The organism is Pleomorphovibrio marinus, from assembly GCF_003347495.1.
Classification (GTDB): domain Bacteria; phylum Bacteroidota; class Bacteroidia; order Cytophagales; family Cyclobacteriaceae; genus Pleomorphovibrio; species Pleomorphovibrio marinus.
Map to the genome: position 1 here is coordinate 274,531 of NZ_QCXY01000004.1, position 26,220 is coordinate 300,750.

A 26,220-nucleotide genomic window follows, 5' to 3' on the forward strand; every position below is an offset into this window, starting at 1 on the left:
CGCTGGATTAGAACTTTGCATTGATACCAAAACTATATGTTCTTAAATTAGGTAGAATAGGATTTGTAATGATACCAGGTGCCAAGTTGTTATTCTGGGCACCACCAGAGATATTAATTACTTCCGGATCCCATCCGTTAAAATCAGTGAAGGTTAAAAGATTTGTGCCTGTAACAAAAATCCTGACTCCCTGAATTTTTAGTCTTGAAACAAGCTCCAATGGGAGGTTATATCCTATTTGTACATTTCTTAACCTCACAAAATCCGCTCTTTTAAGAAATCTGTCATGATAGGTAGATTCATTGTTATAATTACCTACACCTTCAATCCATTCTCCCGAAGAAGCATCCCAATCCCAGGGATAGGAACTGTCCCACCTCAACTGTGGATATTCAGCATCTCTGTTTTCAGGAGTCCAGGTATTTCCAATCATAGCCGACCGGAGCATGAACTGTCCTCGTTGGGCATAAGACCCCCTGTGTTCCGCATAGTCGTAGATGTGATTGCCGCCCATGAAGGTGAGAAAGATGCTTAAATCAAAATTCTTATAGTTAAACGTATTGGTTAATCCACCAAAATAGGTGGGCAAACCACTTTTCTCCTCATTGATTATCCGATTATCTCGCACGTTTGGTTGAGTGGCTGGGATTAATCTGCCAGTTTTAACGGTTTCCCCAGTTTCCAAAAACCTGGCCCTGTCTATTTCATGGATTACTTCAACTCCTCTGTCCGGATCGATCCCAGCAAACTCTGCCAGAAAATATGCCCCTAGGCGCCCGCCTTTTTTAGTAATGGTCTGACCGGCAATAATACCTTGGCCGGTAGCATCTACATCAGGGTTCAACCCAACCACTTCATTATTATTGGTAGTATAATTAAAGTCAGTGGTCCATTTAAAATTGTTTTTATTGATATTAACGGAGGTGATGGAAAATTCCCATCCTTTATTTATTAGCTGTCCAGCATTAGCCCAAATACTGCTACCACCATCCAGCCCAGTGGATAAGGGTATGGGAACTTGGAGTAGCATATCTTTCACATCCTGTACATAATATGCTATAGAACCTGAAATCCTGTCGGATAATAATCCGTAATCTATGCCAACATCATAACTATTGGTAGTTTCCCAAACCAGGTCTCTATTACCGATTGCAAGTATGGAAGATCCCCCACCTATCAATTCAGGTACCCCATACCTTCTGTCCGCCCTAAATCTGGTAATGTCCAGATTGCCGGGAATATTTTGGTTGCCAGTTTGTCCAAAGCTTCCCCTCAGCTTAAGAAGACTGATATCACCCCCGTCGAAAAACGCCTCATCGGAAATTATCCATCCTGCTGATAATGCACTAAATGTTCCCCATCTGTTTTCTGGAGTGAAAACAGAGGAAGCATCCCTTCTTAAACTGACTCCAACAAGGTATTTATCCATGAACTTATAGTCAGCCCGGCCAAAATACGCCCTCAGGTATCTTTCTCCCTCCACTCCCGAAAACATATCAATCCTGTTATCAGGAGAACCTAACTGCTGATAGGTACCCACCAATTGATCTCCAAACATAAACCTACGATAAAGGCTGGTATTTTGGGATTCAGTACCAAACACCGCTGAGACATTATGTTCACCCCAACTCTTGGCGTAACTCCCATAAAGGTTGTAATTAAAATTATTAGAGGTGACCGCCTGATCTGTTGCAGAAGTTCCCAGCTCTCTTAAGGTATTACTTACCCAAAAAACACTGTTATTCTGGATAAAATCCACCGAAAGCTCAGACCTAAGGGAAAGGCCTGGCACCCAGGGAACACTGTAATCCAAGAACACATTTCCCAAGGCACGGTATTGATCTACCTGGTCTAAAAACAAATCCGGATTAATATTTGCAACTAAATTAGTACCGGAACGGGGGTTCCAATAGCCACTGGGATGATCTGGATTTTCCACCTTGTACCATGGAAGGGTATTGTAATTCGCTTGGACCCAACCTCCAGCAGTACCTCCGGTATCACCACCCAATCCGCCTCCTCCAGATTTAACTCGGTTATTTTTTGTATAAGTAAAATTCAAGCGTGCCCCAGCCTTTAGATTACTGGCAGGAGTAAAGTCCAAATTTGCGCGGGTGGAAAACCGCTGTAATCGGTTGTTTTCTAAAACCCCCTGATCATCTCTGTAGTTAACAGATAAGAAATAGGAGCTGTTTTCTGTACCGCTGGAGGTGGATAGATTTAAATCCTGAAAGGATCCTGTTCGCAAAATCTTATCAAACCAATTGTTCTGTGTATTTTCTGCCTCCTGACGGGTCATATTGGCCTTAGGATCATCAATAAACAGATTAATGTTAAAATTGGGATCGTAGGGAGAAAGTCCGGAATTACCCCTGGCCTGGTCCATAATGGAAAACCATTGGGAAGTAGAGGCAAAGCCTATATCCTCCGCAGTTCTGTAAAGGTTGGAAATACCAGTAGAATAGCTTACATCTGTTGAGCCCACTCCAGACTTTCCTGATTTCGTGGTGATAATAATCACACCATTGGAGCCCCTAGAACCATAAATTGCCGTTGCCGCAGCATCTTTCAACACCTCTATCGATTCTATGTCATTAGGGTTGATTGTAGAAAGGGGACTTTGAGGTGTGGTATTCTGGGATCTTTCCAAGCCTGTGATACCAGAAAATATAGGCATGCCATCCACTATGTAAAGGGGATCCGTACCTGAAGAAATAGAGTTTGTTCCTCTAACTAAAACCCTTACTGGTGCCCCCGGAGTACCCCCCGACCCAACAGCCTGTACCCCCGGTGCCAATCCCTGAAGACTTGCATCCAAAGACCCAAATGGCAACTGTGTGATTTCTTCTCCACTTACTGAAGCCACCGAACCCAACACATCTCTTTTCTTTTTAGTACCATAGCCAATCACCACGACTTCATCTAGGGCCGCTTGATCCTCCACTAATGTGATGTCGAAATTATTCCTGTTTCCCACAACAATACGCTGGGATTCATAGCCTATAAAAGAAACCACCAGTATCGCATTCTCGTCCACCTCTAAGGAAAAGTTCCCGTCTACATCAGTAGCTGTCCCCAGCGTAGTATTCTCCACCACCACGGTGGCTCCGGGAACGGGGTCTCCATTTTCATCCAAGACCCTTCCCCTAATGACCTCCGCAACGGCGAGCGTTTGCACTGGTGGCGATAGTTGGCTGGCTTGTTGGACATGAATATTACCGTCGACCTGTTTAAACCTCAAATTTGCCTGCCTAGAAACCTCAATGAGGAGGTCATAAACGCTTTTTCCCTCGCTCTCCAAATTAATTAGAGGAGCTTTGCGGATCTCTTTTCGGGCAAACACGAAGTTAAACCCCGTGAGCCTTTCCAATCGCTGAAAGGCCACTTCCACCTTTACTTCAGAAAGGGAAAGGTGAACATAGACCTCTTCGATGCTTTTTACCTGTGCATTTCCTTCGTGGGCAAAGAGCAAACTCATGCTCATACATTGGAAAGTAAAGGCAATGGTTAATAGTTTAGTCATGTGAATAACATGCTTAAGTATGCATTTTTTCATATCTTTGATAGGTTTATTTGTTATTGAATCGGCAGATAAACAATGTTGAAAAAGAGATTGCCGTCTCTTTTTCCATGCATTAGGCCAAAGGTGTTGCCGCACTTTTGGCCTTTTTTTATTTCATATAGGGTTAGTTAAAGGTTAAGAAAACTTGATCGTCCACAATCCTAAAATCAAACCGAGCCGAATGGCTCAGACCTTTCAGTACATTTTCCAAAGTTTGGTCGGTAAACCTGCCTGATATTTCCAAGTCATTCTCGGGCCTATTCACATAAGTTATCTTTACCCCAAACCAATTTTCAAGGGTGCTTTTTATCTCATTTATTGGTGTTTGCCGAAATACAATGGTTTTTCTTGTCCATGCCAAAAGCACATCCTCATCAAATTCAAACTTGCTTACGGACTTTTTGCTCATGTTGACACGAATACCCTGGCCTTGCTGAAGGCTGACCAAGTGGTTTTCCTCCAATGGGATGGAAACCTGCACCTGTCCAGATACCAATGCAATATCCATGGTTCCCCCCCTATAGGCCTTGATGTTGAATGATGTCCCCAAAGCGGTAGTAGTTACTCCTTCACTCTTTACCATAAATGGCCTGTTCGGACTTTTGGCCACGTCAAAAAATGCCTCCCCTTCCAACTCAAGTACTCTTTGATGACTTTCAAACCCCTTGATATACCTCAATGAGCTTCCTGCATTTAACATGACTTTTGAGCCATCGGCCAAAGTGAAACTGGACTTGACGCCAGGAGGTGCGATATGGTTCTCAAAAACCACTGCGGCTTCAGGTTCCACTTCTTGAGGTAAATTAGATGGAAAGAAAAGGTTAGCACAAATAGCTAAGCCAAAGGTTAGCAACAGTATGGCAAGTAATTTATAGAATTGATGATTAGCCCATCCCTTACCTGGATGATGCATCACCTTGCTGTGCCTAAAAATTGTCGTTTCAGCATTTAGAGGTACCACCTTTTCATTCCCTTCCCGAATCGAAACTTCTTTAGCTTTTTTGTTTATAAGTTCCCAGGTATCTTCCAATTGTTCATCCGATACCACCACTGTTTTTTTGGCCATGTTTATGACCAATTTCCTGGCAGTTATGATATTTTCCCTAAACTGCGGATGCTCAGTAAGGAATTTATCCCAATAGCAGTTAGATTCCTTGTTGGGGTGTAAAACCCATTTCTGAAACTCAGGGTCCAGGACAAAATCTTCAACGGTATAACTTTCTTTACACATAACTTTCACTCCTTATCAACAAGAGTTCAAAAGTTTATGGAGTTATCCTTAAAAATTAAAAAAAATTAATTTTTGCTAAATAAATGGTTTAAATTGCCTAAGAGGGCAAAACATGCAAGTAAAAAAAATCTGCAAATAAACCCTTTAACCAATAAACAAAAGGATAGGAAGTAAAAGGTGTTTTTTTACCGAAGCAATAGCCTTCCAAGCTAGCGTATAGGTGGATCTCAGGTTTATACCCATGATTTTAGAAACTTCTTCATAGGTAAACTTATCAAAGAAAAGGTGTAGTAATACCTGTTTCTGTCTATGCGGCAACTTTTCTAAGGCCATGGCCAGCTTTTTCTGCAAATGCTCCTTTGCCTGCAGTGCCACCAACTCACTCTCCACACAATCCACATATAGAAGCTTGGCATTATCCTCGTTAATCTCTTCCCATACCCTCTTTTTCAAGCGCTTTGCCTCCTTAAAAATTTTGTGGGACATGGTTCTGAAAAGATATACCTTGCTGTTGGAGACTTCCCCTAGGCTTTTATGGTATTTCCAAACATCCAGAAAAACCTCCTGAACACAATCCTGGACAAAATCATAGTCGGGGAAAATGGACATCCCAAACTTGAACAAATCACGAGCGTAACACCTATAAATTCCCTCCAGGCCTTTTCTGTCTCCCTCCACCAAAAGACTCCAATATCGCTCAGGAGAAACTAAGGTGCTTGTATTAGAGCTTACATTCATTTGGGTTTATCTAATATTGCCACCAATGTTAATAAATTAATGGTAATCAAACAAGCTAGAAACTGCTAATTACTGGCTGGTTAAAGAAGAAAAAGACAACTAACGGCTTTGAAACTTTAAAGAGTTGCATTATTTATACTACTAGTTTTCAAAATCTTGCTATCTTGGAGCCCGACCAAATATTCCCAACGAAATAACCATGGAAAGAAGAATCTTTTTAAAGCAAATGGCGAAAACATTGCCCATTGCCACTTTATTGCCCCATTTCCCGATAATGGCCGATGCTTGGTCCGAAAGGGTGAAAATCACGGATGTGAAATGCCTCAGGGCACAACTTGGCCTAAGGATAAGCCCTTTGGTCAAAATTGAAACGGACCAAGGACTGGTAGGCATAGGCGAATGCCATCACGACGAAAGTGGATTTGGTGCCAAGGACATCATAGAAAATGCCTTAAAGCCCATTTTGATGGGGCAGGACCCTTTCGACTTAGAGAGGTTACTGTTTAAAATGGGTACCAGGACCTCCTATTATGGGGGAAACCACGGAATATCCACCCATGCCATCACCGGGGTGGAAATGGCACTATGGGACCTAATGGGCAAAATCACCGGACAACCCGTGCACAAAATATTAGGAGGAGGATCCCATGTGGACCAGGTAAGGGCCTACCTCAATGCAGGCCCCAAAGACAGGCTGGACAAGGATAGTTGCGCAGAATTTGCGGAGAGGATTAAAGGGGAAAATTACACGGCAGTTAAAACCAATGTGCTAAGGGATCAGAAATGGTTTGAGATCGATAATAGAATAATGTCCAACAAAGAGGTGGATCAAAATGAAGCTGGGTATGCCAATATGCGGGATGCTCTTGGTATAGATATAGACATCATTGTGCATTGTCACTGGGAGTTTGACTTCGACAGTGCCTTACGGCTTTGCAGAGCCGTGGCGCCTATGCGGCCTTGGTGGGTGGAGGATCCCTTGCCTATCGCCTATAACGAACAGTGGGTGAAGCTGACCGAACAGTCCCCCGCTCCCATCCTTTGTGGAGAGAACTTGTACACCAGGGACGACTTCAGGCCTTTTATCGTGAATCAGGGAGCACATATGATAGAAATCGACGTGTCTATGGCAGGGGGACTGCTGGAAGCCAAAAAAATCGCTGACCTTGCAGAGCTGTACTATATGCCCGTAGCCACCCACAATGTGGCTGGTCCCATAGCCACTGTGGCTTCGGCCCATCTTGGCGCTTCGGTACGGGAGTTTCTGGGCCACGAAATGTTTTTGCTACAAGAAGGTGGAAAAGGCCTACACGGTGACCCTGAAATCCTGGGATATGACCGACCACTGGTAAAAGACGGCTTTATCCAACTTTCCGACAAACCGGGTTTTGGGATAGAACTGAATGAAGAGCTGCTTAAAGACTATTTGGCTGAAGGGGAAGAAATGTGGTAGAAAGTGAAATGGAGAATTGAGAATGGAGAATTGAAAATTGAAAATTGCTTAAGTACTTGGTTACAAAATACCCAATGATCAAACAACTATGAAGCTTTCTTTATTAAAAGGCGTGTTTTTACTTTCATGCATTCTTTTATTTTCGAATTGCGACAGCAAGGAGCAGGAGGAATGGGACACCCACCTCCACTATCTGATGGCGGGTGAGCCCATGCAGGAAAGCATCCTCCTTCAAGCAAGGCTAGCCGCCTCGGACACCATTATTTACGAAGACATCCACGACCCTGCCCTTTTCATGTCCACCGACCTGGAGGGAAAAGAGGGTAAAATCAAGTTTGAAATAGGTACAGACCCTCAATTCCGGGATGCTTTAAGCTCTCCTTGGATATTGGCATTACCGGAAAATGACTTTATAGCCAAATACAAGGCCACTGGACTTTCTCCCGGTACTACCTACTACTACAGGGTTACCTATGGCCCGGAAGAAGACGTGCATAGGCCCAGCCGGGTACAAAATTTCAGCACACTCCCAGCCAAGGATTCCGAAACAGAGGTTTCCTTTGTGATGGTGACAGGTTCACATCTGGCCCGGTTTTACCTAGGCGGTGGGTTTGGCAAGGCCTCCTCCCAGGGCACAGAAGCCTACCGAGGTGAGGACAAATATGAAGGCTTTCACGGCTTCGAAAGCATACTTGCCAAGCAGCCGGATTTCTTTATCGGCAATGGGGACAATGTATATTACGATCATCCCGACAACTACCAGGTGAAGACCCTGCAAGAGATGAGGGCCATGTGGCACAGGCAGTTTTTTATGCCCAGAATAAGGAAGATGTTTGCCGAAATCCCCATCTTCTGGATGAAGGACGACCATGACCACCGCTTTGACGACTCAGATACCACGGCCGTTCATCCCCGGTTTGGTGCTAACCCCTCCAATGAGTTGGGGATCAAAACCTTTCTCGAACAGGTACCTGTGGTGGATCCAGAAGAAGAAGACCCCATCACCTATAGGACAGTGAGGGTCAACAAGCACCTACAGCTCTGGATGGTAGAGGGTAGGGATTACCGCAGCCCCAATGAGTGGCCGGATGGTCCGGACAAAACCATTTGGGGGGAAGAGCAAAAGCAATGGCTGAAAAACACCCTGTCCGAAAGCGATGCCACCTATAAGATCCTGGTGACCCCTACACCTATGATAGGTCCCGACGGGGCAGGGAAAAAGGACAACCATACCAACCCCGATGGGTTCCTTACAGAGGGAATGGATTTTTTTAACTGGCTGGTAGCCAATGATTTTGATAGGGAATCCTTCTTTATCATTACCGGAGACCGGCACTGGCAATACCACTCCATTCATCCGACGGGGTTCCAGGAATTCAGTTGCGGAGCTATGGTGGATCAGAACTCTAGGCTGGGCGTGGATCCAGGCACCCAAAACTCCAATGACCCGGATGGACTAATTATCCAACCTTATACCAGTGTGGAGCCTTCCGGAGGATTCTTGAGGGTCAAGGTAGGGGCAGGCAGCGATGGCCCCAGCATAAGCTTTGATTTCTTTGACGAATATGGGGAGGGGCTCTATTCCTATAGTGGTCAGGGTAACTAGGGAAATTTAAGATGAATTGGCTCTCGCTGACAGAGGAAAAGATTTGAGTGGATGAAAATAAGCTGAACTATAAGTCTCTTTTTTTCATGTGTTTATATTTGTTTTTAATAGGTCATATAGCCTGCCCCTGCCTGCCCCGAACTTGCTTCGGGGAACTCGTTTCGGGGGAATCTTCGCATGCTCTATAATCCTCCCGGTGTGTGACGTGCTCGTCATGCCTGACTGCCGTCCAGGCAGGCTCGATTTCATCAAAGAAACCCTGGTCAAGCACAAACCCGCTCATCTCGTCCGGGGTTGGGGATAGAGACGGGGTGTCATTTCGTCCGTGTTACTGTGTCGACCCTTCGGGTCTGGGTGCTGCCGTGTGAAGTATTGTGTACATCTACTGTAGACCGAAGCCCGAAGGGCTGAAACAACAATTACCGCGGGCCAAAGCCCGTGGATATTGAGTGGCGTAACCTCCCCGAAGCGGGTGGAACAAAAAACCGGGTTGCTGGGGATGGTCTTCTTGGGTGGTTCTATGCCATTTTGATTTGACCGTGTTCATTGGGTTCAACCCCTGCTGCAATTGGCATTTTCATTTCTAAACCCTCGGTTAAAACCCAAGGCTATTTTTGTTGAAGCCCATCGGATTTCTGGTATGGACACGAAAATATTATTCTTTGCCTTCATCTCGCACCCTCTCAATCCCTGTAATTGATTTTATTTTTCCTAGGTTCTACATTATCCTAAATCATTGACAATTGCCCATTAGTAATCGGAATTGTATATCGCATACAGGAACACCAAAATTAGGTAAGGGGCCATATTTTGCATACATTAGACAATTCAGCGAATTAAAAAAAATAATTTCTTATGAAGATCATTACAAATATCCTAATCTTGTTTGGTTCATTTTTCATCTTATCCGCCTGCTCTAGTGATGACGACGGCTCCCCCGATATTCCCGGAGAACATAATGGAAGCGTGTCCTTCCAAGTCTCGGGTGAGGTGGAAGGAGAATATTCCGGAATAGCAGATTTCAGGGCATTTGAAATGAGCGGAATCCACACCTGGGACATTACCATGCTCGACCAGGACCCTATCACTTTCAGCGTCTCTTTTACGCAGGTGGGCAACGAACCTATAGACCGACCGGAGACAGGCACCTACGAACTGGGAATAAACCCTGGAAATCAGTTGGATGACATTTATATGGCTTCATTCGAATACTATGTGGACGGACCCTTTCAGTCAGACAGTTATACGGTCGGCATCGGTGACACCACGGGAGAATTAGAAATCACTTCGTCCTCCGATGAGCGGATTGAAGGCAACTTTTCCTTTACCGCAGTGCGCCTTGACGATGAAGGAAACCTGGGCGAGACCATTTCGGTGACCGATGGGGAGTTCAGTGCGGTGCCCAGGCAGTAATCCAGCCAAAAAATTTGGGTGGTCATTGTTGTTGTTCTAACAAAATTTAATAAGGATGCATTAGGTAGCCTGTGGTCAAGGCTCTTCTTATAAGCGTTTCAACATTCGATGGATCGACTACCAACTTTCCATTGCAATCCAATCCCGGGAGGATGATATTATAAAACCCAAAAGGTGCTGCCGATAGCAATTACGGCCACCGGCTAAAAAATGGGACACCAATGGGCATTCCAAGGCAATAGAATTGGCTGTAATTTAATGTGTTTATAATTGTTTCTTATTGGGCACATGGCCTGCCCCTGCCTGCCCCGAACTTGATTCGGGGAACTCGTTTCGGGGAACTTGCGTCGGGGGAATCTCGTAACCCCCGATAGCTACGGGGCATCCCGGTGGGTGACGTGCTCGGCATGCCTGACCGCCGTCCAGGCAGGCTCGATTTCATAACCACATTCAGCAAAATATAACCCCGGCTGGGGTTTGGATATCGATCGTAAGGGTCGTTTGCTATAAAAATACCAGCCTTCTGGGATTGTGAAGGAAGCAATCCCAGGTTTTTTCCAGGGACTTGCGTTTGTAGTTGTTTTTGTGGAAGTCCTAGATTCCTCGTTTGGATCCTTTTGTGAAAATCAGTAAAAAAACAACCTAATCCAGCAGCTTTTTAAATGCCAAATAATCCCCTTGTTCGATTAGGGGAAGTTGCTCAGGGGAAAGCACATACAGGTAGACCCAACAGTCTTCCCATACTCCAGCATCTCTTAAAAACACCTTTAACACCATACGCTCGTACTCCCAGGGTTCCAGCTCCCCTTCCCCGATACCTTCATAGGCATCCAGCCAGCGTAGGGATCTTTCAGGATCTTGCAATTGATACACTTCTCCGTATACCCTGGACTGCCCCTCCTCTCCCGGTATAAGGCCGGGGTATTCCCCAAGGTCGTAAAGATGCCCCCAGAGGTAGCCCTTGCCGATACATACGGCCTCCTTCTTAAGCCTGTGGGACATAGGATGACCCAGCTCGCTTAGCAAGGTACCATATACAAAAAGCTTGTCCAGAGCCATGGTGCTATTACTTCCTGTGCCTTTGGACAAGCACATCCATCACCTCATCCAGTTCATAGCCCTTTGCCTCCAGCAGGACCAAATAATGGAACAACAGGTCGGCTGCCTCACCCATAAAAAGTTCCTTATTGTCGTCCTTCGCCTCTATTACGATTTCCACGGCCTCCTCCCCTACTTTCTGGGCCACCTTGTTGATGCCCTTATTAAATAGGGAAGCGGTGTAGGAAGTGTCCGAGGGGTTGTTCTTTCTGTCCTTAATGATCTCCCTGAGCCTATCAATAAAGTAGGTTTTGGACCGGTTCGTGTCGGCAAAACAGGTATCGTCCCCCTTATGGCACACAGGGCCTGTGGGCTTCACATAAATCAGTAAGGTATCCTTGTCGCAGTCCACCTGTATATCATGGATGGTCAAAAAATTTCCGGAGGTCTCTCCCTTCGTCCATAACCTGTCCTTTGTTCTGCTAAAGAAGGTCACCTTGCCGCTTTCCGTGGATTTGGCTAAGGCTTCCTCATTCATATAGCCCAACATCAGCACCTTTTTGGTGTCCACGTCCTGTATAATGGCCGGTACCAGGCCCTCTCCTTTCTCAAAGTCTATCGCTAACTCTTCCATGATTGCTTCATTTATATCCGTATGGTAACTCCCTCCCTGTCAAGGTAGGCTTTCAAGTCCGGAATGGGGATTTCCTTGAAGTGAAAAATACTGGCCGCCAAGGCTGCATCGGCTTTTCCTGCTGTAAACACATCCTTGAAATGTTCCATTTTGCCAGCCCCTCCGGAGGCAATAACAGGGATACTTAGGGCAGAGGAAATTTCCGAGGTGATGCCATTAGCAAACCCGGACTTGGTGCCATCGTGGTCCATGGAGGTAAGGAGTATTTCTCCTGCACCTCGCTCCATCACCTCCTTCGCCCATTCCTGGGTGATTTTCAGGGTGGGTTTCCGCCCTCCATGGGTATGTACAAAGTCCACACCGTCTATATTTTTGGTGTCTATGGCTACCACTATACATTGGCTGCCAAACTCCGCTGCCATCTGGTCCACGATTTCAGGATGCTTTACCGCGGATGAGTTGACGCTGATCTTATCTGCCCCGGCATTGAGTAAGGCCTTTACGTCCTCCACAGTAGAGATACCTCCACCCACGGTAAACGGGATATTGATGGTTTTGGCCACTTTGGTTACCAGCTCTACCAGGGTCTTGCGTTTTTCCACGGTAGCAGTGATGTCCAGGAAGACCAATTCATCGGCACCTTCCAAGGCATAGAGCTTACCCAGTTCTACCGGATCTCCAGCATCCCTAAGTTCCACGAAGTTCACCCCCTTCACGGTTCTGCCGTCTTTGATGTCCAGGCAAGGTATAATTCTTTTTGTCAGCATAATTTTTCGCTCTTAGGTAACCGGACTAGCCACGTACAAAGCCCGCCAGTTGTTCCAATGTGATCCTTTGTTCATAGTAAGCCTTGCCCACTATGCATCCATACACTCCAATTTCCTCCAGGGCCTCCAAGTCACTTACCCTCGCCACTCCTCCACTGGCGATAAGCTTTACACCCGGCACTTCCGCTATGATTTCCCGGTACAGGGCGATGGAAGGCCCCTGAAGCAGGCCGTCCTTGGCTACGTCGGTGCAGATCACATAGCTCACCCCCTTCTTCACGTAATCGGCAATAAAGGTCAGTACATCTTCAGCGGTGGTCTCCTGCCAACCTGAGATCGCAATTTTACGATCCTTGGCATCGGCTCCGAGGATGATTTTGTCTCCCCCATATGTACTGAGCCAGGAGGCAAATAGTTCCGGATCCTGGGCGGCCACACTTCCCCCGGTGACCTGGGCGGCCCCTGCATTCAGGGCTTTTTCCAAGTCGGTGGTAGATTTCACCCCTCCCCCAAAATCTACCTGCAAGGTAGTATGTTCACAAATGCGGGATAGCACCTCTAAGTTGACGATTTTCTTGGCCTTTGCCCCATCCAGGTCTACCAAATGCAGTCTTCGGATTCCTGCATCCTCAAATCGTTTGGCAACTTCCAGAGGATCCTTGGCATATTCCTTTTTCTGGGCATAGTCGCCCTGAGTAAGCCTTACGCACTTACCCCCTATGATATCTATGGCCGGTATAATTTCCATATTACAGTGCTAGAAAGTTTTTAAGAATCTTTTCTCCTGTCAGACTGCTTTTTTCCGGGTGTGCCTGCATAGCAAAAAAGTTGTCCCTGTGCAGCAAGGCTGAGAAGTCCAGCATATAGTGGGTTTTGGCAATGGTGAACTCGGGATGAAGTTCCGCATAGTAGCTATGCACATAATAGGCAAAGGGGTTTTCCCCCAGGTCACTGAGAAGAGGGGTGCTAGTGTCGGTAAGCAGGTTCCAGCCTATATGCGGCACCTTTTCCCTGGCTGGAAACTTCTTCACCTGTATTGGGAAAATGCCAAGGCAGGTGGTATCCTTTTCCTCGGAATACTCACAGAGCAGTTGAAGCCCCAGGCAAATCCCTAGAAAAGGCTGTTTAAGGGATTGGATCAGTTGGTCCAGCTCACGTTCCCTAAGGTACTTCATGGCGCTTTTGGCCTCGCCTTGTCCTGGGAAAATCACCTTGTCCGCCTGAAGGATGGTGTCCGGGTCGTCGGTTAGTTCAGCCTTGGCGCCCAACCTTTCCATGGCATAGAGCACGGACCTCACGTTTCCTGCATTGTATTTAATGACTGCTACTTGCATATATTTATAAGGGAAATAAAAGTTTCCTTCGATTCCTGGCTTTTAAAGGGTGCTAAATTACTGGTTTTAGCCTTGGGAAGATAACTTTCCAAAGAATATTTCCAAACTGCCTTTCAGCTATCTTCCGGCTTTTTCAAAATATGCTCCAAGCATTCCTCTATTTCCGGAATGGAGTCGTACAGTTGTTCATAGCTGTCAATCACATAATACCGGTCTTGGAAACGGTTTTTCCAATAGGGGTTGTTCAGGATGGTTTCCACCTTAAAGTCAAGGTGTTTGGGTTCCTTAGAGAGGCAGTATTTGGTTTCCCCGGCGGAGCTTAGGATGCCTGCCCCATACACTTTCAGTGCCCCATTTTCCCGGATCAGGCCAAACTCTATCGTAAACCAATACATCCTGGAAAGCAGCTCTATGGCCAAGGGGTTGTCCATGTTTTTCAGGGCAATTTTTGCCAAGTTGGAAAGGAAGTCCACATAGGGCTGATTGGTGAGCAAAGGGAGATGGGCAAATGCGTCATGAAACATATCAGGCTCCTGCAAGTACTCCAATTGCTCTTTTTTCCTTAGCCAAGTGGAAGAGGGGAAACGCTTGTGATAGAGCAGGCCGAAAAACAGGTCATCATCGATCAGTCCCGGTACTACTTGGACCGACCACTTGGTGCACTTAGCCAGGGTTTCGTTCACTTTATTGAAATTGGCAATCTCCGAAGGAGAAAACCCTATTTGTTCCAAGCCCTGAAGATAGGCGCTTGAAGCAGCCTCTGGCAAGTTTTTATATTGTCTTTCAAAAAGGATCTTCCAAACCTCATAATCCTCCTCGGTGTAGGCATTATAATCTTGGTTCAGGTCCTTTAATCGTGGATCGGACAATATCCGTTGTGCATCGGGTAAGAGCATTGTTGGTTCGGTTTTCAATTAAAAAAGACTGGGCACAATCTAATGTGCCCTAGTATAAATTTACGGCAACTAAGGGGTGGCGGTTTTGTATTTCTGATTTATCTTCCGGGGGAAGGTAAAACCCTGTACACTTACAAAAGGGGGAAAGTTTTCCGCATGGCGAAAGTTTTGCGTATCTGATCAGCCAGCAGGGCACTTTGGGCAAAGTTCAAGGTTTGCTGCCCATCGGAATAGGCATTATCCGGATCTTCGTGGGCTTCATAGATGACGCCATCCGCCCCAGCCATCACTCCTGCCAGTGCCATTTGGGCCACGTAGTCCCTTATCCCGATGCCATGGGAGGGATCCACCACCACAGGGAGATGTGATTTGGTCTTTAAAATAGGTACTGCATTCAGGTCCAGAGTGTTTCGGCTGGCCTTTTCATAGGTCCTGATTCCCCGTTCACATAGGATCAACTTTTCATTACCACCAGAAAAAACATATTCCGCAGACTGCAATAATTCCTCTATGGTTCCGGAAATACCCCTCTTGATCATGACTGCCTTATCAATCTTTCCCAGCTCATCCAATAGGTTGAAATTTTGGGTGTTTCTAGCCCCGACTTGGAAAACATCCACATAGTCGTGCATTTCCTCAATTTGAGATACCTGCATCACCTCTGTCACTATTTTGATGCCGGCAGCCTTGGCATGCTTGTACCATAATTTCAGCCCCTCCATACCCATTCCCCTAAAGGAGTAAGGACTGCTTCTGGGTTTGAAAACCCCTCCCCGCATAAGGTTGATGCGGTTGGATTTCAAATGGGCTATGGTATGTTGGATTTGCTCTTCGGATTCAATGGAGCAGGGCCCGGCGATAACCGCCATGTCCCCGTCTTTTATGCTAACCCCATCTCCCAAGTCAATAGAGGTGGGTTTCACTTTCCATTTCTTGGACACCAGCTTGTAATCATCGGAAACGATATGTATATCCTGGATGCCATTGAGATGGCCTATGCTACGGATGTCAAACTCCCCCTTGCCTATGCCTATAAGGTATTCTCCTGCTTGGGTCTTCACCTGGGTGATTTTATAGCCAACTTTATTGACCTGGTCCATAAGGGCCTCCCTGTCCCTGGCACTGATTCCCGGCTGTAATTGAATGATCATGCGCTACTCTCCTTTTACTTTTTTGATATAAGACGTTATGACTCCTGAAAGCTCCCCTTCTTTTTTGGCCTTTTTCAGCAGATTGATAAATGCACTGCCTATAATAGCACCATGTGCGTATTTTGCCGCTGTGGAAAAGGTCTCATTGTCGGATATCCCGAAGCCTATCAATCGGGGGTTAGAAAGCCCCATTTTTTGGATCCTTTCAAAATAGGTGATTTGTTCTTGGCTGATACCTGATTTGGCACCCGTGATGCTTGCAGAAGAAACCATATAGATAAACCCATCGGAATGCTTGTCTATTTCCCGGATGCGATCCTCGCTGGTCTGGGGGCTGATAAGAAAGGTGTTTCTAAGTCCATATGCATCAAAAACATCCTTGTACTCACTGATGTATTGCTTCATTGGCAAGTCAGGGATAATAAGTCCGTCCACACCCACTTCCTGGCATTTTTTGCAGAATTTCTCTATTCCGTATTGTACCACGGGGTTTAAATAACCCATGGCTATTACCGGCAAGGAGATATCCTCCCTCATCTTGGCAAGCTGTTCAAACAGTTTGTTAAGGCTCATTCCATTCTGCAAAGCAAGGGTATTGCTATCCTGAATGGTAGGTCCATCCGCAATTGGGTCTGAGTAAGGCACGCCCAATTCTATAATATCCGCCCCGGCCTTCTCCAATGCCCTCATAATAGGCAGGGTATCTTCCAGTTCCGGGAAACCAGCGGTGAAATAGATGGATAAAATATCTTTTTTTTTGTCCTTGAAAAGTTTATCTATTCTGTTCATGTATCTTTCAGCTTAATAATTACCCCATTTGATATAGGTTTCCAGGTCCTTGTCCCCCCTGCCGGAAAGGTTAATGACAATCACATCCTCCTTGTTGAATTTAATTTGATCCAGGGCCGAAAAGGCATGGGCGGATTCTATCGCAGGAATGATTCCCTCCAACCTGCTCAGCATAATACCAGCCTGCATAGCTGCTTCATCTTCTACCGCCACAAATTCACCCCTTCCACTGTCAAACAAATGGGCATGTACGGGCCCTATGCCCGGATAGTCCAAGCCAGCGGATATGGAATGAGGTTCCACCACCTGACCATCTTCGGTCTGCATCAGCAAGGTACGGCTACCATGCAGGATGCCTGGTTTTCCAAGCAAGGTGGTGGCAGCGGATTTCCCGGAAGAGATCCCAAGACCGGCAGCTTCCACGGCTATCAGCCGTACTTCAGGCTGGTTATAGTAATGATAAAAAGCACCTGCCGCATTACTTCCTCCTCCCACACAGGCAATCACCAAGTCCGGGTTTTCCCTACCCTCTTTTTCAAGGAGTTGCAACTTCATCTCCTCGCTGATCACGGACTGGAACCTGGCTACCATTTCCGGATAAGGATGGGGCCCCACCACAGATCCGATGATATAATGGGTGTCCACAGGGTTATTTATCCATTGCCGCATGGCTTCGTTGGTGGCGTCTTTCAAGGTTTTGCTGCCGGAGGTGGCGGGCACCACCTTGGCTCCCAAGATACGCATACGCTCCACGTTGGGCTTTTGCCTTGCCATATCCACCTCTCCCATGTATACAGTACAGTCCATGCCCATCAAGGCGCATACCGTGGCAGTGGCCACCCCATGTTGCCCTGCACCGGTTTCTGCGATTATCCTTTTTTTGCCTAGCTTCTTGGCCAATATGATCTGGCCCACGGTGTTGTTTACCTTATGGGCCCCGGTATGGCAAAGGTCTTCCCGTTTAAGGTATATCTTAGCACCATATTTCTCAGAAAGCCGGCCGGCAAAAAACAAGGGAGTGGGCCGACCCACATAATCTTTCAGCAAGGACCTGAACTCTTCCTGGAAATCCGCACTCGTGGTGATCTCCAAGTAATTTTCTCTCAGTTCCTCAATATTTGGATATAACATTTCCGGAATATAGGCACCGCCAAATTTCCCGTAAAATCCATTTTCATCTACTGCGATCATAGCTTATTGCTTTTCACCTCCGGCATGTTCCGGAGATCGAATGGAATGAATAAATCTTTTTACTTTATCTAACTCCTTAAGCCCCGGGGCTTGTTCAAACTTGGAGTTAATATCTACACCTTTCATCATGGGCTGTTCTTTGGCCAGCGCCAGCACCGCCTCCATATGCCCTTCGTCAATTCCCCCACTCAACAAGAAAGGCCTGTCAAAAGGGTAGCTGTGAATAATCCCCCAGTCAAAGCGCTTTCCGGATCCCCCATATTGGGGTGTCTCCGTGTCAAAGAGAAACCAGTCTGCAAGATCCAAATAAGGGGTAACTCTATCCCACTCCCAGACATTGCCTACCCGAAACACCTTAATCACCTCTATGTTCAGCAACTTTTTCAACCTATCCATCTGTTCTGGGGACTCATCCCCATGCAATTGCACTTTGGAAAGCCCATATTCCTCTACCTTATGTTTTATAGTTGCGGGGAGTTCATTGACAAAAACTCCAACTTTTTCTACGGGCAAAGCAGCGTAAAAGGCAGCGGGAACTGAAGGCCTTTCCACATAGCGGGAGGATGGGGGATAGAAAATCATTCCCATCCAGTCGGGAGCCGGCGCCTTTAGGAGGCCCAGTATATTTTCCCTTTCCCGCATCCCACAAACCTTGATGATCATAGTGCGTTCAGTGTCTTTTCAGATAATAAGGTTCTAAAATCGTTCATGAAATTATAGGCGGCCTGATGGGGTCGAATATTTTTCATAAAACTCTCCCCTATGAGAAATCCCTGGTAACCCGCCTCCAATAGCGTGATCAAGGTTTGGGGCGAGGAAATTCCGCTTTCGGAAATCTTTACAAAACCTTCAGGGATCTTTTCCACTAAGGAGAGGCTGGTTTCCACGCTCACTTCAAAAGTTTTGAGATTCCTGTTGTTCACCCCCACCACGTCCAAGTGCTCATTAAGGGAACGGTCAAGTTCTTTCAGATCATGTACTTCCATCAACACCTCCATGCCCAACTCATGTGCAAATTTAGCCAAGCTGGCCAGGCGTTCCGGTTCCAAAATGGCGGCAATCAGCAAAATACAGTCTGCACCCATAGATTTCGCTTCGATAAGCTGGTATTCATCTAGGATGAACTCCTTTCTTAGAATGGGGCAAAAATTGAATTTCCGAGCCTGCTTTAAATCCTCCGTGCTTCCACCAAAAAAATGCTCATCGGTAAGGACTGACAAGGCAGAGGCGCCAGCCTGCATATAGCCAATGGTGGTCTTTTCCACTTTGGCACTGGGGTTTATCCAGCCCTTGGAGGGGGATTTTCGTTTAAATTCCGCAATGATGCCCGTTTTCTCGGGGTCTAGCAAATATTTCCTCATGCTAACGGTCTGGGTACCGAAGTAGATACTTTTCTCCAAAAGCTTTACAGGTACCAAGGCTTTTCTCTCCGCAACTTCTTGTTTTTTATGGGCAACAATCTTATCTAATACATTCATGGTCACTGGGATGAAAGGATGGTCTTTGGATCCAACAAGGTTTTAAATACTTTTAGGGCCTCCCCACTTTTGAGGGATTCCGTGGCCTTGGCTTTGGCATCTTCTAGGGATAACTCGGCACGAGCTGTGGCCAGTGCTGCTGCTGCGTTAGCGATTACCACTGCATCCTGTTGGGCAGTTCCCTGCCCTTTTAAGATTTTCTCGAAGATCTTTGCAGAAGCCTCAACCGTTTCTCCCCCCTTGATATCCCCGGGATGGACTTCTGGCAGGTCAAGATCCTCGGGGGCCAAAATTCTTTCCCCGCTGTTGGAAATCATTTTGAATTTGCCCGTCAGGGAAATTTCATCGTACCCGTCCAGGGAATGGATGATAGAAAACTGCTGTTGGTTGTTTTGGTAAAGATAAGCATAAAGCCTGGCCAATTCCAGGCTAAACACGCCCACCAGTTGGTTTTTGGGGAAACTGGGATTTACCATGGGTCCCAACATATTGAAAAATGTTTTGACTCCAAGCTCTTTTCGGATGGGTCCTACGTTTTTCATGGCCGGATGGAAGAGCGGCGCATGCAAAAAGCAGATATTGGCCTGATCCAGGCTCTTTTTTATTTTCCCTATATCGTTGGTAAATTCATAGCCGAAATGGGCCAACAGGTTGGATGATCCACAAACAGAACTTACGCCAATATTGCCATGTTTGGCCACATGCTGGCCTGCACCTGCCACGATAAAGGATGCCAGTGTGGAAATGTTAAAGGTATCTTTGCCATCTCCCCCGGTGCCACAAAGGTCTATCGCCCCGTATTCGGGAATCTCTACGGGAATACAAAGTTCCAACATCGCTTCCCTAAAGCCCATAAGCTCTTCCACACGCACGCTCCTCATCAGGTAAACGGTAAGGAAGGCCGCTATCTGACTCGGGTTGTATTCCGCAGCCGTGATTTTCTTCAGTACCTCCTTTGCCTGCTCCTTGGTGAGGGTTTTGTGCTCGATTAGATGATTGAGTATGTCTTTCATTTTCTCTGTGTTTGCTTGGGCTCATGCCAATAATTGCCCAAAAGTTAAGCTTCCAACCAGTTTTTCATGATCCTCACCCCATTTTCGGTAAGAATACTTTCGGGGTGAAATTGTACCCCACGGATGGCGTATTCCCGATGCCTTACGGCCATGATTTGACCATCGGGGGTTTTGGCAGTTATCTCCAAATCGGGGGGCAAGGTACTTTCGTCTATCACCCAGCTATGGTACCTGCCCACGGTGAAGGTCTCCGGCAGCCCCTCAAACAAGCGATCAGGTTTGGTCTTTACCCCAGAGGCCACCCCATGCACCACCTCCGTGAGGTTGGTGAGTCCGGAGCCAAAGGCCTCCCCTATCGCCTGATGGCCAAGGCACACGCCAAAAATGTCTTTTTTGCCAGCATAGGCAGTGATCAACTCCGGCATTATCCCGGCGTCTGCCGGCACACCAGGCCCAGGTGACAAAAGGATTTTGTCGTATTCACCGACCTGTTCTACGGAAATTTTGTCGTTTCTGTATATGTCCATATGAGGGCCATATCCCAAATCCCTGATTATGTAAACCAAATTATAGGTAAAGGAATCGTAGTTGTCCAGTACAAGTATCTTCATTCAAGTTTCGTTAAGCGTGTCGCATCATAGCCAAGCCAGCCTTTAAACCTCCTCTGCGGTCTTTAATGCCACCCTCAATGCTTCCAATTTATTAGTAACTTCTTGCAATTCACTTTCTATGGATGATTTAGCCACAACCCCAGCCCCGGCCTGAAACCGCAACTGGCTGTTTTCGGAGACAAAGGAACGGATCAATATGGCGTGGTTAAAGTCCCCATTAAACCCCAAAAAGCCTATGGCTCCACCATAAAACCTTCTGGCCTGGTTCTCCAGTTCGTCGATCAATTCCATTGCCCGGTATTTCGGAGCCCCGGATAAGGTGCCTGCAGGAAAGGTGTCCGCAACCAATTGTAAGGGATTTGTACCTTCGGGAAGTGTGCCGGTGACCTTGGACACCAAATGGATGACATGAGAATAATATTGAATTTCCTTAAATACTTCTACATCTACCTTCTCGGAAGACCTGCTTAGGTCGTTCCTGGCTAGATCCACCAGCATGACATGTTCGGAATTTTCCTTAGGGTCGTCATACAGCTTCCTGGCAAGTTCCGCATCAGCTTCGTCGTTTCCGGTACGTTTGAATGTTCCCGCAATGGGGTAGATAGTAGCTTTCTTGTCCTTGATCACAATTTGCGCCTCAGGAGAGCTACCAAAAATCTTGTAGGAACCATAATCGAAATAAAACAGGTAAGGAGAAGGGTTAATAGATCTCAAGGCCCTGTATACATTGAATTCATCGCCCTTGAAGCCAGTAGTATAAGCCCTGGACAGCACAATCTGAAACACATCCCCTTTGAAGCAATGCTCCCTCCCTTTGCTAAGGATATCCAAAAACTCCACATCAGTGTAATTGGAGGATTCTTCTCCAGAAAGGCTGAAGCTATATCTGGGTATGTTTTTGTTGTTGAGCACCATCTCAATTTTTGGAATGCCGGATTCCTTCTCTTCCCCTTCCAGATAGTGCTCAAGAATATAAAGTTCGTTTTTGAAATGATCCACCACAATCATGTTTCGATACACTGCATAATGAATGAGAGGAACCGAAGAAGGTTGCGGGTTTTTGAGATTTATTTCCTCGAAATTGGGAACGGAGTCATACTGAATGTAGCCAAAGAGACCCGTGGTAATAAACTTGAAATTGAGGTTATCCGACTTAAATTTCCCCGAAAAGCTCCTAAGGGCATCCATCACCTTTTCTCCATTGGAAAGTCCCACCTCCTCTACTTCCCTGTTTGGGAACTGCTGCTTGATTTTCCCATTTACAAGTGAAAAAGTGGCAATAGGGTCGCAGCAAATATAGGAATAGCTGTTTTCGTGGCCATGATAATCGGAACTTTCCAACAATATGGGGTTGGCATATCTATCCCTGATTTGAAGGTAGATACTTACCGGGGTGATGGTATCCGCAAGTAACTTTTTATACCTGGTCTTTATGTGAAAGATCTCCATGTTTGGGTCAGTTATGTAAAAGAAAAAGGCTTACCGGGGTTCCAGCAAGCCTTGAATATTGTGTTTCAAAATGGGCAATGAAAAGCTGAACTCCCTCTATAAGAAGTTAAGATGCCACCACCAGTTTTGAACGTTATATCTGTTTTTCATATGTTTAAAATTTTTCTTCAGAGGTCATATAGCCTGCCCCTGCCTGCCCCGAACTCGATTCGGGGAACTCGATTCGGGGGAATCTCGCATGATTTTAATCATCCCTCTGTGTGTCGCTTGCGTCATGCCCTGACTGCCGTCAGGACAGGCTCGATTTCATAAGCTTTGGCAAAGATAGGCAAGCCACAGAATTATCAAAAACAAATTGTCCTTTTCTTTCATGTGTTTATATTTTCTTTTCAACGGTCACATGGAATCTCACAACGATAATCATCCCGGTGTGTGACGTGCTCGTCATGCTCGATTTCATATGATTATAATTTGTTTTTTAAAGGCCATATAGCCTGCCCCTGCCTGCCCCGAACTCGATTCGGGGAACTTGCTTCGGGGGAATCTCGCAGTCTATAATCATCCCAGTGTGTGACGTGCTCGTCATGCCCTGACTGCCGTCAGGACAGGCTCGATTTCTGTATATGCCAATTTTCAGAACTCCGTGTAACCTTAACGGCATACATGGTTTTATTGCCTTGGCGGAGCCTGCTGTTTCTGGCCTTCCATCATACGTTGATCCTGCCAAACAGGCTGTAGCTGAAGCTCTCTCTCCTCGAGGTTTGTCAGCTCACCGTTTTCAAAAGTAGCAAGTATATAAAAGCGGTCGTCGGTATTTACGCGGTACACCTTTCTCTGTCCATCCAACTGGCTGATGACCGCGGATCTGTTTTGCCGCAAAAACCTATTTTCGGACATGCCCATAAAATAAGGAACCCGTGGCCTAAAAAGCACACATGCTTGCATCAGCATAACCACTACCATTATCCACACTAAACTTCTTAATTTATTCATGTTTGTTGTTTTTAAAAACTTGATTTTCGGGGGCAAAAGTAAGGAAAGCGCCTAATAAATCATGCACTTTCGGAATCTTGAATGTATACCCATAAAATTCATACCACATTACTCAAAAACTTAAGTTCACACTTTTTTATTGTCAACTGAGATAAAAAATAAGGGTTGATAATTAGAATTTTAACTTTTGGGACAATGAAAAAAAGGGGAAAATTTTGCTGCTAATGGTAATACTCGTACCTTTGTTTTTAAGCGGCACGACCAGCTCCTGCTCAATCCCCCAGGTCCGGAAGGAAGCAAGGGTAGGCGGTTGTAGCGGTGCGATGCCGCTTATTTTTTTCCTTTTCCGTCGACATTGTCCCCCGCTTCTGGAATTTTTAGACTAAATTTACGGAAACTAAAAACCACAGTTTATACTATGAAATTCTTTATTGACACAGCAAATTTGGATGAAATTAAAGAGGCCTACGACCTAGGAGTTTTAGACGGCGTCACCACTAACCCTTCCTTAATGGCTAAGGAGGGCATCAGCGGAGAAGAGAGGGTCAAAAGCCACTATAAGGCGATTTGTGACATCGTGGATAATAACGTAAGCGCAGAGGTTATCGCCACCGACTTTGACAATATTGTAAAAGAGGGCAAGGAGCTTGCCAAGATTGATGACAAAATAGTGGTTAAGGTGCCCATGATCAAGGAGGGCATAAAGGCTATCAAGTATTTTCGTAGCGAAGGCATACGCACCAATTGTACCTTGGTATTTTCCGCTGGGCAGGCCATATTGGCTGCAAAGGCAGGAGCAAGCTACTTATCCCCTTTCATTGGCAGGTTAGACGACATCGGATTTGACGGACTAGAATTGATAGAGCAGATTGTACAGATCTATCAAAACTACGGCTATGAGACCGAGGTTTTGGCAGCATCCCTGAGGCATACCATGCACCTTCTAAAATGCGCGGAGATTGGTGCCGACGTGGTCACCTGTCCTCTAAAGGTCATCACCGGGTTGCTCAACCACCCTCTTACAGATAAAGGACTGGCCCAATTCTTGGCAGACCACGCCAAATCCAATAAATAATTAACAAAGCAAAGGCTTTCTCTTCGTAAAACGGAGGTGAAGGCCTTTTGGCTTTGTCCCTGGATAATCCCCTCCATTTTTAATCCCCTCAGCTTATGTATATCATTAAAGTGAAAGGAAAGGCTAAAATTCCTGATTACATCCAAATCAGGGATGAAAATTTTGTGCTTGTTGCCTATTTCAGAGCAGATAGGCCCTTGAAGAACATAGAAAAATTTGGGTTGGGAGGTAAAGAAAAGGAACTGGAACAACTTATCAGGGACCTTCCATTCGGCAAACTCCAAAAGTTGACCTTTTAAGCCTATGGTTTTCACAGATGAACCTGTAGTAAATGTGAAGAATGCCTCTATTTTTCAAGGCATCAACACCGTACTTTCTGAGCTTAGCTTCACCATAGATAAGGGGGAATTTGTCTTCCTCATCGGGCGCACCGGCAGTGGGAAGAGTTCCTTGTTAAAGACCCTTTACGCAGACCTTCCTTTGGTTATGGGGGAGGCAAGCATAGCCGGTTTTGACCTCAACGGCATCAAAAGCAAGAAAATCCCCTTCCTAAGAAGGAAACTGGGAATAGTGTTTCAGGATTTTCAGTTGTTCCCAGATAGGACCGTGGCAGAAAACCTCAACTTTGTGATGCGGGCTACGGGCTGGAAGGAGAAGGCCAAAATGAAAAGCAGGCTGATAGAAGTGCTGATGGGTGTGGGATTGGGAGGAGCGGCTTCCAAAATGCCCCACCAACTCTCCGGGGGAGAGCAGCAAAGGGTCGTGATCGCCAGAGCCTTGCTCAATGAGCCCTCTATATTGCTGGCCGATGAACCCACCGGAAACTTGGACCCGGAAGTTTCTGAGGGTATTTTCAAACTTTTCCAAGAAATAAACCGCAGGGGAACAGCGGTATTAATGGCCACACACAACTACGAACTTCTCAAAAAATACCCCTATCGCATACTAAAATGTGAAAACGGCCGCTTGCTCGACAGCAAAGAGACCGAAATACGTATTAATCCTTCCTATTAAGGCAAAAAGCCGCTAGCATTCCCATGCTAGCGGCTTTTTGTTTTTCAATTTAGTAAGTGTATTTACAAGGAAGAAATGTTCTTTTTGGCCATTTCAAAATCGGGGTTGTGGCTTAATGCCTCCTCAAAAGCGGTTTTTGCTTCTGAATTGCTGCCCCGCTCCTTATAAATAAGACCTTTTAAGTTCAGTGCTGCGGCAAGCATACTTACCTCTTGAGAATTGTTGTCATCCGTGGGAAAGCTCAAGTTTTGATCTGCCGCCTTTTTTTCCTTTATGAGCATGTTCACGGAATTCATAGCCTCGTCGTACTTCTTTAGGGAATACTGCAGATAACCAGACTTGTAAAGGCTAAACAAATCCCCCGACAACAGGTGAAGGGACTCAAAATGGGGTAGCGCACGCTCCAATGCCCCTAATTGCTCCAGCGAGTAAGCAGCAATTTCAAGGGATTCGATGTTTTTGGAATCTCTTTCCAACACATCAAGAGCCACTATTGCTGAAGAAGCGTACTGCTCCATTTCAAAGTAAATGCCGGCTAATTGGTTAGCATATCTGAGGTTCCTGGGATTCCTCACCATCAGCTCATACAGCTTGGCTTTTGCTACCGACACATCATTATAGCGAAGTGCCATCTGATAGATTTGCATGTCGGTTTGATTTCTGACTTTATTGCTGTCTGTATCCACTTTTGGCAAATCGGCTGCGGCTAGACTATCCTCTTGTGCCACGGCCAATCCAGCAAAGGCCACACTCATGCATAAAATCAAAATGTACTTTTTCATAT

General features: G+C 46.0%; 26 protein-coding genes and 1 other RNA gene. 7 read left to right on the forward strand and 20 right to left on the reverse strand.

The annotated features are described in order from the left end of the window. Positions 1-7: 7 nt before the first annotated feature. The 3 genes from DB520_RS12685 to DB520_RS12695 form a co-directional block, all read right to left on the reverse strand. A complete protein-coding gene (locus DB520_RS12685; RefSeq protein WP_157972066.1) occupies positions 8-3,523 on the reverse strand; it encodes a SusC/RagA family TonB-linked outer membrane protein in 3,516 nt (1,171 codons plus the stop codon). A gap of 163 nt (positions 3,524-3,686) precedes the next feature. Further along, on the reverse strand, positions 3,687-4,793 hold the full coding sequence (locus tag DB520_RS12690) for a FecR family protein (RefSeq protein ID WP_114750091.1): 1,107 nt from the start codon (positions 4,791-4,793) through the stop codon (positions 3,687-3,689). A 144-nt stretch (positions 4,794-4,937) separates the two neighbouring features. Beyond that, complete coding sequence (locus DB520_RS12695; RefSeq protein WP_114750092.1) at positions 4,938-5,531, reverse strand: RNA polymerase sigma factor; 594 nt, start codon at positions 5,529-5,531, stop codon at positions 4,938-4,940. Positions 5,532-5,730: 199 nt separating this feature from the next. On the opposite strand from DB520_RS12695, the gene DB520_RS12700 reads away from it, so the two are divergent. Next, positions 5,731-6,984, forward strand: coding sequence for a mandelate racemase/muconate lactonizing enzyme family protein (locus DB520_RS12700; protein WP_114750093.1), 1,254 nt, complete (start codon positions 5,731-5,733; stop codon positions 6,982-6,984). Between the two features lie 88 nt (positions 6,985-7,072). Beyond that, positions 7,073-8,590 carry an alkaline phosphatase D family protein gene (locus DB520_RS12705; protein ID WP_198675323.1) on the forward strand — a complete coding sequence of 506 codons (1,518 nt, stop codon included), beginning with the start codon at positions 7,073-7,075 and terminating at the stop codon, positions 8,588-8,590. Between the two features lie 112 nt (positions 8,591-8,702). Here the strand turns inward: DB520_RS12705 and DB520_RS27025 are convergent, their stop codons facing one another. Beyond that, positions 8,703-8,873 (reverse strand): hypothetical protein, encoded by a 171-nt coding sequence (locus DB520_RS27025; protein ID WP_198675324.1) that lies wholly within the window; start codon positions 8,871-8,873, stop codon positions 8,703-8,705. Between the two features lie 572 nt (positions 8,874-9,445). Here DB520_RS27025 and DB520_RS12710 point away from each other — a divergent pair. Beyond that, positions 9,446-10,003, forward strand: coding sequence for a DUF6252 family protein (locus tag DB520_RS12710; RefSeq protein ID WP_114750094.1), 558 nt, complete (start codon positions 9,446-9,448; stop codon positions 10,001-10,003). A 642-nt stretch (positions 10,004-10,645) separates the two neighbouring features. Here DB520_RS12710 and DB520_RS12715 read toward each other — a convergent pair. The 15 genes from DB520_RS12715 to DB520_RS12785 all read right to left on the reverse strand — a co-directional run bounded on the left by DB520_RS12715 (position 10,646) and on the right by DB520_RS12785 (position 23,347). Further along, positions 10,646-11,098 (reverse strand): gamma-glutamylcyclotransferase family protein, encoded by a 453-nt coding sequence (locus DB520_RS12715; protein WP_114750095.1) that lies wholly within the window; start codon positions 11,096-11,098, stop codon positions 10,646-10,648. Next, complete coding sequence (gene hisIE / locus DB520_RS12720; RefSeq protein ID WP_114750096.1) at positions 11,070-11,675, reverse strand: bifunctional phosphoribosyl-AMP cyclohydrolase/phosphoribosyl-ATP diphosphatase HisIE; 606 nt, start codon at positions 11,673-11,675, stop codon at positions 11,070-11,072. The genes DB520_RS12715 and hisIE overlap by 29 nt, the downstream gene beginning before the upstream one ends. 11 nt (positions 11,676-11,686) lie before the next feature. Then, entirely contained in the window at positions 11,687-12,442 is a 756-nt protein-coding gene (gene hisF, locus DB520_RS12725; protein WP_114750097.1) for an imidazole glycerol phosphate synthase subunit HisF, read from the reverse strand. Positions 12,443-12,467: 25 nt separating this feature from the next. Next, entirely contained in the window at positions 12,468-13,190 is a 723-nt protein-coding gene (gene hisA / locus DB520_RS12730; protein WP_114750098.1) for a 1-(5-phosphoribosyl)-5-[(5-phosphoribosylamino)methylideneamino]imidazole-4-carboxamide isomerase, read from the reverse strand. 1 nt (position 13,191) lies between these two features. Then, positions 13,192-13,776, reverse strand: a complete 585-nt coding sequence (gene hisH / locus DB520_RS12735; protein ID WP_114750099.1) for an imidazole glycerol phosphate synthase subunit HisH — start codon at positions 13,774-13,776, stop codon at positions 13,192-13,194. A 113-nt stretch (positions 13,777-13,889) separates the two neighbouring features. Beyond that, positions 13,890-14,672 carry a phenylalanine 4-monooxygenase gene (locus DB520_RS12740; RefSeq protein WP_114750100.1) on the reverse strand — a complete coding sequence of 261 codons (783 nt, stop codon included), beginning with the start codon at positions 14,670-14,672 and terminating at the stop codon, positions 13,890-13,892. 131 nt (positions 14,673-14,803) lie between these two features. Beyond that, positions 14,804-15,823, reverse strand: a complete 1,020-nt coding sequence (gene aroF, locus DB520_RS12745; protein WP_114750101.1) for a 3-deoxy-7-phosphoheptulonate synthase — start codon at positions 15,821-15,823, stop codon at positions 14,804-14,806. Positions 15,824-15,826: 3 nt separating this feature from the next. Further along, complete coding sequence (gene trpA / locus DB520_RS12750) at positions 15,827-16,612, reverse strand: tryptophan synthase subunit alpha (RefSeq protein ID WP_114750102.1); 786 nt, start codon at positions 16,610-16,612, stop codon at positions 15,827-15,829. 12 nt (positions 16,613-16,624) lie between these two features. Next, positions 16,625-17,803, reverse strand: a complete 1,179-nt coding sequence (gene trpB / locus DB520_RS12755) for a tryptophan synthase subunit beta (RefSeq protein WP_114750103.1) — start codon at positions 17,801-17,803, stop codon at positions 16,625-16,627. Between the two features lie 3 nt (positions 17,804-17,806). Continuing rightward, positions 17,807-18,466 carry a phosphoribosylanthranilate isomerase gene (locus tag DB520_RS12760; RefSeq protein WP_114750104.1) on the reverse strand — a complete coding sequence of 220 codons (660 nt, stop codon included), beginning with the start codon at positions 18,464-18,466 and terminating at the stop codon, positions 17,807-17,809. Further along, entirely contained in the window at positions 18,463-19,281 is an 819-nt protein-coding gene (gene trpC, locus DB520_RS12765; RefSeq protein WP_114750105.1) for an indole-3-glycerol phosphate synthase TrpC, read from the reverse strand. Before trpC ends, DB520_RS12760 begins: the two co-directional genes overlap by 4 nt. Before the next feature lie 2 nt (positions 19,282-19,283). Beyond that, positions 19,284-20,294, reverse strand: coding sequence for an anthranilate phosphoribosyltransferase (gene trpD / locus DB520_RS12770; RefSeq protein WP_114750106.1), 1,011 nt, complete (start codon positions 20,292-20,294; stop codon positions 19,284-19,286). 44 nt (positions 20,295-20,338) lie between these two features. Continuing rightward, positions 20,339-20,905 (reverse strand): anthranilate synthase component II, encoded by a 567-nt coding sequence (locus tag DB520_RS12775; RefSeq protein ID WP_114750107.1) that lies wholly within the window; start codon positions 20,903-20,905, stop codon positions 20,339-20,341. 42 nt (positions 20,906-20,947) lie between these two features. After that, a complete protein-coding gene (locus DB520_RS12780; protein ID WP_114750108.1) occupies positions 20,948-22,354 on the reverse strand; it encodes an anthranilate synthase component I family protein in 1,407 nt (468 codons plus the stop codon). Positions 22,355-23,023: 669 nt separating this feature from the next. After that, positions 23,024-23,347, reverse strand: a complete 324-nt coding sequence (locus DB520_RS12785; RefSeq protein WP_114750109.1) for a hypothetical protein — start codon at positions 23,345-23,347, stop codon at positions 23,024-23,026. 246 nt (positions 23,348-23,593) lie between these two features. Between DB520_RS12785 and ffs the strand changes: the two genes are divergently transcribed. The 4 genes from ffs to DB520_RS12805 all read left to right on the forward strand — a co-directional run bounded on the left by ffs (position 23,594) and on the right by DB520_RS12805 (position 25,436). Continuing rightward, an RNA gene (gene ffs, locus DB520_RS12790) (signal recognition particle sRNA small type) lies at positions 23,594-23,686 on the forward strand. Between the two features lie 79 nt (positions 23,687-23,765). Further along, complete coding sequence (gene fsa / locus DB520_RS12795; RefSeq protein ID WP_114750110.1) at positions 23,766-24,422, forward strand: fructose-6-phosphate aldolase; 657 nt, start codon at positions 23,766-23,768, stop codon at positions 24,420-24,422. Between the two features lie 95 nt (positions 24,423-24,517). After that, complete coding sequence (locus DB520_RS12800; protein ID WP_114750111.1) at positions 24,518-24,721, forward strand: fructose-6-phosphate aldolase; 204 nt, start codon at positions 24,518-24,520, stop codon at positions 24,719-24,721. Positions 24,722-24,725: 4 nt separating this feature from the next. Then, a complete protein-coding gene (locus DB520_RS12805; RefSeq protein ID WP_114750112.1) occupies positions 24,726-25,436 on the forward strand; it encodes a cell division ATP-binding protein FtsE in 711 nt (236 codons plus the stop codon). A gap of 62 nt (positions 25,437-25,498) precedes the next feature. Here the strand turns inward: DB520_RS12805 and DB520_RS12810 are convergent, their stop codons facing one another. Then, positions 25,499-26,218: a tetratricopeptide repeat protein gene (locus DB520_RS12810; protein ID WP_114750113.1), complete on the reverse strand. Its 720-nt coding sequence runs from the start codon at positions 26,216-26,218 to the stop codon at positions 25,499-25,501. Between the last annotated feature and the right edge of the window lie 2 nt (positions 26,219-26,220).